Genomic DNA, 10,659 nt, shown 5'->3' on the forward strand with positions numbered 1-10,659 from the left:
TCCGGTCAGTCGAACGCCGGCCGGGTGACCAGATCGACCGAGTGATCAGACCCGCCGGGTGATCGACCCGGCCGGCGTTCGACTGACCGGACGGCCCAATACCCCCACCGATACGGCTACTTGGCGGACGCCGCCGTCTGGATGTCCTTCAGCGTCTTCGCCGCGTCCGACTGGCCCAGCAGGAACGACTGGACCTTGGAGCCGGTGTCGGTCTCCGCCTGCGCGCCGTACCAGGTGTTGGAGGGCAGCACCCGGTAACGGCCCTCGGTGAAGGCGGTGTTGAAGATGGTCGTCTCCGTCGAGTCCGGCGTGGTGCCACCGGTGAACGGGGACTCGGCGTGCTCGGCGTCCAGGTACTTCGCCAGATTCGCGCTCTGCGACCAGAACTTGACGTACTCCTTCGCCGCGTCCGCGTGCTGCGACTGGGAGTTGACGCCCCACGCCGTACCGGAGAACAGCATCGCGTTCGGCTTGGTGCCGGCCGCGCCGCCCGGCCAGGGCGCGAACGAGACCGGGAAACCGGCCTTCTTGATGTTGGAGACCTGCCAGGCACCCTGGTACCAGAAGGCGCTCTTGCCCGCGCTGAAGTCCTGCGGGCCCTGCGACCACTCGTCGACGCCGAGTTCGTTCTTCCAGTTCACGAAGCCCTTGTCACCGAGGGTCTTGAGCTGGTCGAGCGGCTCCTTCCAGTCCGAGGCGAAGGACGCCTTGCCGGCCAGGAAGTCCGCGTCCCACTGCTTGTTCTTCTGGTAGACGGTCGTCGAACCGCTCGCCTGGAAGATCGAGCTTCCGGTCCAACCCGCCTTGTCCGGCAGCGAGATGGGCGTGATCCCGGCCTTCTTGATCTTCGCGAGGTCGGCGAGGAAGGTCGGCCAGTCGGCGGGGACCTCGGTGATCCCGGCCTTCTTCAGCAGGTCCATGTTGGCGTACAGACCGATGCCGATCAGCTCCATCGGCATCGCCAGCGTCTTGCCGTCGCTCTGCGTGAAGGGCTTCGCGGCCGAGGATATGGAGCTGACCCACGACTCGTTCGAGAGGTCCGCGAGGTAGCCGGAGGCGCCCCACTTCTTCATCTTGTCCGCGTCGACCATGATGACGTCGCCGGCCTTGCCGCCCAGCAGCTCGGGCTGGAGCTTCTGCGTGTACGTCGGGTCCGCGGTGGTGTACTTGAAGTCGATCTTGATCTTCGGGTGCGCCTTCTCGAAGGCCTTGTTGATCTCCGCGATGTTCGCCGGCTCCGCGCCGCCGCCCTTCCACGCCTCCACGTGGAGCGTGACCGTCCCGTCCGCCGAGGTCGAGTCGGAGCCGCCGCCACAGGCGGCGAGCGACGTCGCCAGGGCGGCGACCGTGGTGGCGACCGCGAGCAGTCTCCCGGAGCGCTTCATTGCACACCTCACCCATCATCGGCGCATGCCGATTTCGTCTTGCTTGCAGGGGTTTGTGAAGAAAGTTGGGGGTCCGCGCTGTTCGCCGAGTCCCGTCGGCTGTGCGAGGACCGTCGTGCTTTGCCGGGCCTGAATGGATATATCACTGAAATCCATCCAGGGAAACCGGTTGACCAACGACTTCGGCGAACGCTAGGTTGCGGCGCCAGAAGGTGTCAAGAGGTCAAACGCAACACCGCACGCCGAACGCCACACCCCGGGCGAACCCGGCAGTCGGGCACGATTCGCATGACGGTCAGGGTGGTCGACAACGTGGTTGACATGGAGGACTCGCGTGGCTGAACAGCCCGTACGGGCACGGCTGGTGGACGTCGCACGGGAGGCGGGAGTCTCCAAGGCGACGGTGTCCAAGGTGCTCAACGGACGGCAGGACCTGTCCGTCCGCCCCGAGACCAGACAGCGCGTCCACGAGGTCGCCGCCGCCCTGGGCTACCGCCCGCACTCCGGGGCCCGCGCCCTGGCCGGGGCCAGCACCCACGCCCTGGCCCTGCTGGTGCCGGCCCTCAACAACCCGACGTACGTGACCATTTCGCGCGGCGCCTACCAACGCGCCCGTGAACTGGGCTATCTCTCCCTGCTCGCCGAGGACTTCGACGGCCAGGAGGCCGACGACACCTTCAACGACCTGGTCAAGGAAGGCCGCGTGGACGGTCTGCTGATCGCCTCCGCCCGGCCCGACCATCCCCTGCTGGAGACCCTGAGCCGCAACCCGGTTCCGCATGTCTTCCTCAACCGCGCCGTCAAGGACTCGGGCCGCAACGTCACCATGGACGTGGCCCGCTCCAGCGTCACCGCGCTCGACCACCTGCACGCACTCGGTCACCGGGTGATCGGCCATATCGCCGGCCCCTCCGGGATCACCCCCAGTGAGGACCGCAGGGACGCGTTCCTACGGCACGCCGCCGCACTGGGACTCGTCGCGGCACCGGTCGCCTCCGGCGACTTCACCGAGGAGGGCGGTGCGGCGGCCGCCCGCGAACTCCTCACCCCGGCCGAGGGAGAACCCCAGGTCACCGCGCTGTACACCAGCTCGCTGGCCCAGGCCATCGGGGCGATGCGGGCCATCCACGAGCGTGGCCTGCGCATCCCCGAGGACATCTCCCTGGTCGGCAACGACGACCTTCCCGTCGCCGCGTACCTCACCCCACCGCTCACCACGGTCGCGATGCCGCTGCACGAACTGGGCACGGCCGCGGTGGACGCGCTGGTCGCGGAGATCCAGGGGAGGCCGCCGGGGGATGTGGTGGTGCCGACCGAGCCAAGTCTGGTGTTGCGGGGGTCCACGGCGGGGCCGGGCACTACGGGCTGACCCGTACGGGTTCCCCTCTCCTCCGGTACGACCGAGCCGCCGGTCGAGCCGGAGAGCGAGGGGCGGCCCGCCGGGTGAGAGGCGGCTTGCCGGGCCGAGGACGGCCCGGCCGGGCCGGGAGCAGTACCGAGGAACGAAGGACAGTACCGATGGACGGATGACCGGACGGGCCGGTCACGCCGAGAGGAACGCCATGAGCCGCACCACCCCCGAGAACCACCCCGACCGTCACGCCTCCCGTTTCACCGGCCGTACGGCCCTCCTCACCGCCGCCGCCTCCGGCATCGGTGCCGCGACCGCGCGGCGCCTCGCCGACGAGGGCGGATCCGTGCTGGTCACGGACGTGGACGCGGCCGGGGCCGAGAAGGTGGCCGAAGAGGTCCGCGCCAAGGGCGGCCGGGCCCGTCACCTGGGGCTCGACGTCACGAACCCCGAGGCATGGCCCGAGGCGATCCGGGCCGCCCAGGAGTGGACCGGCCGCCTCGACCTGCTGCACCTCAACGCCGGCCGCAACCTCCCCGGCGCGATCCACGAACTCGACGACACCTCCTGGCACGACCACCTCCGCCTCGCCCTCGACTCCGTCTTCTACGGCGTCCGGGCCGCCGTCCCGCTGCTCACGGCATCCGGCGGCGCGGTCGTCGTCACGGGCTCCGTGCACGCGGTGCTCGGCTTCAGCGGCTTCCCGGCGTACGCGGCGGCGAAGGGCGGAGTCAGCGCGCTGGTACGGCAGTTGGCGGTCGAGTACGCGGGCCGGATCAGATTCAACGCGGTGGTGCCCGGTGCGGTGGAGACGGGTCTGTGGACCGACGCACCGGACGAGTACCGGGCCCAGACGGCGGCCCGTACCCCGGTCGGGCGGCTCGGCGAACCCGAGGACATCGCCGCCGCCGTCGCCTTCCTCGGCTCCGACGACGCGTCGTTCATCACCGGCCAGAACCTGGTCGTGGACGGCGGGCGCAGCATCAGTTCGCAGGAGTAGGCCCCCGAACCCCCAGCGGATCAGGCGCTCGGCGCCCTCGCACCCCTCCCCTCCCCTCCCGTAATACCCGTAGGACCCGGAGGTCCGCAGCATGAAAATCACCGGATACGAGCTGTTCCTCGTCGAGCCGCGCTGGCTCTTCCTGCGCGTCGACACCGACGAGGGCATATCCGGCTGGGGCGAGCCCATCGTGGAGGGCAAGGCCCACACCACGGCCAAGGCGGTCGAGGAGATGTTCGACTACCTGCTCGGCCAGGACCCCGCCCGTATCGAGGAGCACTGGCAGATGCTCGCCAAGGGCGGCTTCTACCGCGGCGGCCCGGTCCTCAGCAGCGCGCTGGCCGGCATCGACCAGGCCCTGTGGGACATCGCGGGCAAGACCCACGGCGTACCGGTGCACCAACTCCTCGGCGGCCACGTCCGCGACCGCGTCCGCATCTACGGCTGGCTCTACGGCGAGAGTCCCGAGGAGCTCGCCGAATCGGCCGCGGGCCAGGTCGCCAAGGGCCTGACCGCCGTAAAGATGAACCCCTGCGCGCAACTTGAGCCGCTCGCCACCCCCGCGGCGATCGACGCGATCGTGGCCAGGGTGAGCGCCGTACGCGAAGCGATCGGCCCGGACCGCGACGTTGCGCTGGACTTCCACGGCCGCTTCAGCGGAGCGATGTCGAGGCGCGTACTGCCTTATCTGGAACCGCTGTTGCCGATGTTCGTCGAGGAACCGGTCCTCCCCGAGTTCACCCGCGACCTCGGCGACGTCGTCCGCGCCACCTCCATCCCCATCGCGACCGGCGAACGCCTCTTCTCCCGTTGGGACTTCCGGGAGGTGCTCGGCGCGGGCATCGCCGTGGCCCAGCCCGACATCAGCCACGCCGGCGGCATCTCCGAGACCCGCCGTATCGCCGCGATGGCCGAGGCCTACGACGTGCTCGTGGCCCCGCACTGCCCGCTCGGCCCGATCGCGCTCGCCGCGAGCCTCCAACTCGACTTCGCCGTACCGAACTTCCTCATCCAGGAACAGTCCCTGGGCATCGGCTACGGCGACAGCAGCGGCCTGCTCGGCTACCTCGCGGACGCGTCGCCGTTCGAGGTGCGGGACGGCTACATCCACCGCCTGACCGCCCCCGGCCTCGGCATCACGGTCGACGAGGACAAGGTCCGCGCCGCGGCCGAACGCGGCCACCGCTGGCGCAATCCGGTGTGGCGCAACGCGGACGGTTCACTGGCGAGTTGGTGATGCGCGACCTGAACGGCCGCTGACCTCAACGGCCCGCCGATGGCGGGTCGTTGGCTCCACGCTGCCCCGACGCCGTCGAATCCGGCGTCGGGACAGCGCCACACGCTCCAGGCGCACCGGCGGCAACCGGTCATCGCGCCTGGTGAAGAGGGGAATCTCGCCGCACGCAGCGGCAAGGGACACATCCACCCATCCAAGGAGCGCGCAATGAAGCGTCGCAGATTCGGTTCGTCCGACGGACCACTTTTCGCCACCCGCCGAAGTCGAAGGCCGCGGGCCCTGGCCCTGATCGCGGCGCTGGCGGGCGCCCTGCTCGTCCCGGTCACCGCCACCGACGCGGCGGCGGCAGGCACCAGTTACTACGTCGACTGCTCGGCCTCCACCAACGGCACCGGGACCAGCGCCAGCCCCTGGAACTCGGTAACACCCGTCAACGGCACGACCTTTGCCGCGGGCGACAGCATCCTCTTCAAGGCCGGCACCACCTGCACCGGCCAACTCGCCCCCGGCGGTTCGGGCGCCTCCGGCAGCAACATCTCGATGGCGTCGTACGGCAGTGGCGCGAAGCCGATCATCGACGCGGCGGGTGCGACGGGTGCGGTCATCCACCTCCTGAACCAGCAGTACTGGGACATCGGCGGCCTGGAGCTGATCGACAACGCCTCGTCACCCGCGTACCGTTCGGGCGTCCTGGCCGAGAACAGCTCCGGCGGCGTCCTCAACCACATCCGCGTCCACGACATGTACATCCACAACATCGCGGGCTACGGCGGCGGTTGGTACGCGACGAACGCGGGCGTAGGCGTCCAGACCGACCACACGACCCCCGTCTCCACCTGGAACGACGTGGTCGTGGAGAACAACACCTTCGACCACGTGGACCGCATAGCGGTGGCGGTGACGCCGGACGCGGACGGCCAGGGCACCGGCCTGACGACCGGCACCGTCATCCGCAACAACACGATGACGTACGACGGCGCGGACGACATCCTCGTCGTCAAGAACGACGGCGCCCTGATCGACGGCAACAAGGCGGGCTACGGCGGCGCCAAGTCGACCTGCCCGCCGTCCGGTCAGTACTGCAACGGCGCCTCGGCCGGCATCTGGATGTCCGGCAGCAGCAACACCGTCGTCCAGAACAACGAGGTGTACTGCCACATCAACGGCGCCGACGGCACCGGCTTCGACGTGGACTGGGGCAACCACAACACCACGTTCCAGTACAACTACAGCCACCAGAACCTCGGCGGCTTCCTGCTGGTGATGCCGCCCTTCACCATCGCCAACGAGCCCACGTCGACCGTCCCCAGCGACGGCACGGTGGTCCGCTACAACATCAGCGAGAACGACGGCAGCAACTCGGGCTGCCCCACGTCCGGTACGCAGACCCACGGCGGCGGAGTACTCCACTTCGTGGGCGGAGTCCCGAACCAGAGCGGCAGTTCGTCAGCCGTCCCCCTCTTCTACAACAACACGTTCTCGGTGCGGGACGGCCTGAGCACGCCGATCCTGTACTCCCGCGCCGGCACGTCGATCAGCGGGGCCCTCTCCTTCCAGAACAACGCGGTCTTCAACTACGGCTCCGGCAACTACTTCACCACCACCGGCACTTCGACCTACTCCAACAACCTCTTCTACGGCAACCACCCGTCCCGCGAACCCGCGGACGCGGCCAAGGTGACGTCGGACCCGGAGTTCCGCAACGCGGGCAACGCCAACACGTCCTCCTCCTACACGGGCAAGAACGCCTACCAGGTCCACCCGTCGTCCCCGGTGATCAGGGCGGGCGCGGTCATCGCGTCCAACGGCGGCTCCGACGCGTACGGCAACGCGGTGTCGGCCACGGCGGCCCCCAACATCGGCGCGTACAACGGCACCGGCGGCAACCTGCTGTCCAACGCGGGCTTCGAGACGGGCAGTCTGTCCCCGTGGACGCAGGCGAGCGGTACGGCGTCCTCGGTGACGGCGGCCAACTCCCGTACGGGGGCTGACGCGTTGACGACGACGGCGAGCGGCAGCGGCGCCAACCAGTCCCTGACGGGCCTGACGCCGTCGACGACGTACTTGCTGACGGGCTGGGGCAAGGTGGCGACGGCCGGCGAGACCCTTGCCATCGGGGTGAAGAGCTTCGGCGGCACCGAGACGTACACGAACGTCGCGTCGACGTCGTACTCCCAGGCGGCGATCGTCTTCACCACGGGTTCCTCCAGCACGACGGCCACGGTCTACTGCTGGAAGAACGCCGGTGGAACGGGGGCGGGTTACTGCGACGACCTCGCGGTCGAGCCGTTGTCCTCCGCCACGAACGCGGTCACGAACCCGGGCTTCGAGACGGGCGCGCTGACTCCGTGGACGCAGAGCACGGGCACGGCGTCGAGCGTGGCGGCATCCAACTCCCGCACGGGTACGTACTCGCTCCAGACGGCGGCGAGTGCGAGCGGCGCCATCCAGACGGTCACCGGCCTTACCTCCGGCGGGAGTTACCTGCTGGCGGCGTGGGCGAAGGTGGCGACTTCGGGTGAGGAGGTCGCGGTCGGCGTGAAGAGCTTCGGCGGTACGGAGACGTACCTGCGGGCGTCGACGACGTCGTACGCCCAGGAACCGATCTTCTTCACGACGGGTGTCTCCAACACGGCGGCATCGGTGTACTGCTACAAGAACTCCGGTTCGGCGGCGGGCTATTGCGACGACTTCACACTGGTGAAGCTGCCGTAGCGCACGACCACTGACCGACGCACGGCCCCCGGGTTCCTCTGGTGACCCGGGGGCCGTGCGTCGTGGCGATCTTCCGGAGATCCCGGTTGTCAGTGCCTACGACTATGGTCGCAAGCGCGCGGCCGGCTTCCGGGGGTTCCAGCTCTGTAAGGAATGGTTGCATCCCCGACCTGTCCGGGGGCGGCCCGGAGAACCCGTCCGGGACCCAACCGACGGCCGGGCTCAGCCGATGGCCAAGGGGTGACCTGCCAGCGCCGGCCGCGCACGAATTCCCTTCGGGGCAGGTCTGTCAGAGGTGTTGCCTGCCTCGGCTCAGCGCTTCGCCATCCGTGAGCATCTGCACAATGTCACCAGTCGGGGCAGTCCCTGCTGGACAACTCGCGGTGCGGAAGTCGATCAGTGCCCACATGGCGCAGCCCCGGTCCATGAACGGGACAATTCCTGGAGGGAGTTGGTGGTCGGGAGCGGCGAAGTCGCGGTAGGCCATCGCGAGATCCGCACGATCGCCGAACCAGCGGCCGGTGTCGGTCAGGGACAACGCCTTGCCCGGACCGAAACCACCGTTGGCGACTTCGACGCGATTGCCGTTGCGGGTCAGGCCGTTGGGACCGGCGCATAGTGGTGGGCGAGTTCGGTGGCGAGGTCGCGGAGATGAGCCCTGGCTTCGGCGGGGCCGTGCACGGTGATGGTGTTCCCGAACGGCAGGAGCGCTCGCACGTCCTCCAGGTGCAGGAAGCGGATCGTCACCTTGTGGCCGGCGGCGGATTCTTCACGGTCGTCCGGAACGAGTCGTAGGCCGAAGATCCGTTGCGCCCGCTCGATCTGGGTCCGGTCGATGGTGGCGCTGACCTCTATCGCGTGGTTGTGCTCCCACTGGTCGACGAGCGCTGCGGCGACGGTGGCCAGGGTCTGGCTCTCGCGGATCCGTCGTGGCCGGTCGACTTCTTTCCACGCCGTGATCCGTTCGAGCCGGTACATCCGTGGCACTCGGGCGCGGTCGGCGACGAGGTACCAGATGCCGGCCTTGGCGAACAGCCCGTAGGGATCCACGACCAGGTCGCGTGGGGATGGCGCACGTGGGCTGTCGTACTCGATCCTTAGTCGGCGACCTCGCCGCACCGGGCCGATCAGCGAAGCCGGAGTCGTACCGGAAGCTCGTGCCTGACGCCAGGGACGGCTGTCCACGTGCACCACGTCGGTGAGCGGCAGGAGTTCACGCACTCGACGTGGCTGTGCGGCGGCGATCTTGGCGAGCGCGCGCCGGCTCTCGGCCGATGCGTCGAGTTCCGCACGTTGCCTCTCGTCCAGCCCGGTGAGCGACAGATGATCACGCTCGCCCGGTGTGAGTCGCGCGAGGTCGGGCCCGGACCCGGGCAGCATGGTCACGCCGCCGAGGCGGCCCCGGTGCGCGGTCACCGGCAGACCGGCGTCGCGGAGCCAGTTCAGGTCCCGGTTGATGGTGCGAAGGGACACCCCGAGCGCTGAGGCGAGTTCCTGTGTGGTCATGGCCTCCCTCGATTCGAGGAGCAGCATCAGGGTGAAGAAGCGGTCGGGGGTCACCCGCCGATTTTTTCAGGAACTGCGACACGATGCGGCGCATATCCCGGTCAGGCTGGCGGATGCGTACCTCCGACCTGGGAGAAGGAACAACCCATGACCAGATCCGTCGTGTCCATCGTCTACGTCAACGACGCTCCCGCCGCAGCCCGTTTCTACGGCGACCTCCTCGGCATGAGCCCCTCGTTCGAGACGTCGGGATACATCACCTTCGACCTCGGGCCGGGCGCCGACCTCGGTGTGTGGTCCGGCCAGTTCGAGGATCTGTCACCGGATGTCCCGCGCACCAGTGAGGTGTGCCTGGCCATCGACGGTGGACCCGACGAGCTCGACGCGATCTTTGAGCGGTGGAAGTCCAAGGGGGTCACGATCCTGCGCGAGCCCCATGACGCGGGGTTCGGGCCGACCTTCCTCGCGGCCGATCCGGACGGGAACCGTATCCGCGTCGCACCGCGGGACTGAAAGGCCGCACTGCGGCAGGCGCGCAGGACAGGTGCCGCGCCTGCCGTCGTCCGACTTTGAGAAGAGGACGGCGAGTACGACACCTGCCCCGGCTCGGCGTGGCTACGTCTGCCCGCACTCCGTCGTCGATGTCGTCGACGGTTCTCGCGGATCGCCCACACGGAACCGCTGGGCGAAGGTCATCGACCCGGGCCTCCCCTGGGGGAACCGACGCGACCTCAGTCCGTCGACCCCGGCTTCACCACCGTGCTCACGAAGTCGCCGATCGCCCCCAGCGTCGCCCCCAACTGCTCGATCTGCGGGAAGTGGGCCGCGTTCGCGATCGGGGCGAAGTGGCCGTTGGGGAAGGCGTCGGCGTAGCCGCGGCCGTACTTCAGGGGGGCTATGCCGTCCTCCTCGCCCCAGACGACCAGGACCGGGACGGTCACGCGGTGCAGGCGGCCGCGGCTTCGCTGTTCGTCCGTGAAGGACGCGAAGTCGGGGCGGAACTCGGCGCCGGCGAAGGAGAGTTGGCTGATGTCGGACGGGGCCATGGTGCGCGGGTCGACGACGCGGTTCTCGACCATGTGGGCGTGGATGCCGACCGCGTTCAGCAGGGTCAGGGCGCCGATCCGGCCCTGGTTGTCGCGCAGGGCCATCTCCGCGGCGATCCAGCCGCCGACGGAGTTGCCGACCACCATGACGCCCTTGAGGTCCAGCGTGTCGAGCAGGTCCAGGTAGGCGATGGCCAGGTCGGCCACCGTGTCGAAGCGCTCGGGGCGGGGCGTGCCGTCGAAGCCGGGGTGGGTCGGCGTGACGACGTAGACGTGCTCGGAGAGGGCGTTCGAGATGCCGGCGACCGTACGCGGGCCGGCGCCTCCGTGCAGTATCAGCACGCCCGTGCCCTCGGTGTTCTCGCCGAACTCCTGGATGGTGACGGAGAGTCCGCCGGGGAGGGCGACGGTGCGGGCGG

Annotated in this window: 8 protein-coding genes; 5 read left to right on the top strand and 3 right to left on the bottom strand. The window is 69.1% G+C overall.

Annotation, left to right across the window (positions count from 1 at the left end; genetic code table 11):
* Window positions 1-116 precede the first annotated feature (116 nt).
* Window positions 117-1,385, bottom strand: a complete 1,269-nt coding sequence (locus JHN63_RS44230) for an ABC transporter substrate-binding protein (RefSeq protein ID WP_200690780.1) — start codon at window positions 1,383-1,385, stop codon at window positions 117-119.
* 334 nt (window positions 1,386-1,719) lie between these two features.
* Here JHN63_RS44230 and JHN63_RS44235 point away from each other — a divergent pair, with 334 nt between their 5' ends.
* From JHN63_RS44235 to JHN63_RS44250, 4 genes are all read left to right on the top strand, one after another.
* Entirely contained in the window at window positions 1,720-2,754 is a 1,035-nt protein-coding gene (locus JHN63_RS44235; protein WP_307782133.1) for a LacI family DNA-binding transcriptional regulator, read from the top strand.
* A gap of 193 nt (window positions 2,755-2,947) precedes the next feature.
* Entirely contained in the window at window positions 2,948-3,736 is a 789-nt protein-coding gene (locus JHN63_RS44240; protein ID WP_200690781.1) for an SDR family NAD(P)-dependent oxidoreductase, read from the top strand.
* Window positions 3,737-3,827: 91 nt separating this feature from the next.
* A complete protein-coding gene (gene dgoD / locus JHN63_RS44245) occupies window positions 3,828-4,973 on the top strand; it encodes a galactonate dehydratase (RefSeq protein WP_200690782.1) in 1,146 nt (381 codons plus the stop codon).
* A 207-nt stretch (window positions 4,974-5,180) separates the two neighbouring features.
* Window positions 5,181-7,688 carry a carbohydrate binding domain-containing protein gene (locus JHN63_RS44250; protein WP_200690783.1) on the top strand — a complete coding sequence of 836 codons (2,508 nt, stop codon included), beginning with the start codon at window positions 5,181-5,183 and terminating at the stop codon, window positions 7,686-7,688.
* A gap of 594 nt (window positions 7,689-8,282) precedes the next feature.
* Here the strand turns inward: JHN63_RS44250 and JHN63_RS44255 are convergent.
* Window positions 8,283-9,248 carry a YafY family protein gene (locus JHN63_RS44255; protein WP_200690784.1) on the bottom strand — a complete coding sequence of 322 codons (966 nt, stop codon included), beginning with the start codon at window positions 9,246-9,248 and terminating at the stop codon, window positions 8,283-8,285.
* Between the two features lie 93 nt (window positions 9,249-9,341).
* Here JHN63_RS44255 and JHN63_RS44260 point away from each other — a divergent pair, with 93 nt between their 5' ends.
* Window positions 9,342-9,707 carry a VOC family protein gene (locus tag JHN63_RS44260; RefSeq protein WP_200690785.1) on the top strand — a complete coding sequence of 122 codons (366 nt, stop codon included), beginning with the start codon at window positions 9,342-9,344 and terminating at the stop codon, window positions 9,705-9,707.
* A 218-nt stretch (window positions 9,708-9,925) separates the two neighbouring features.
* Here JHN63_RS44260 and JHN63_RS44265 read toward each other — a convergent pair.
* The coding region (locus JHN63_RS44265; RefSeq protein ID WP_200690786.1) for an alpha/beta fold hydrolase at window positions 9,926-10,659 on the bottom strand (734 nt) is incomplete at its 5' end.

The organism is Streptomyces sp. MBT65 (genome assembly GCF_016612545.1).
Taxonomy (GTDB): domain Bacteria; phylum Actinomycetota; class Actinomycetes; order Streptomycetales; family Streptomycetaceae; genus Streptomyces.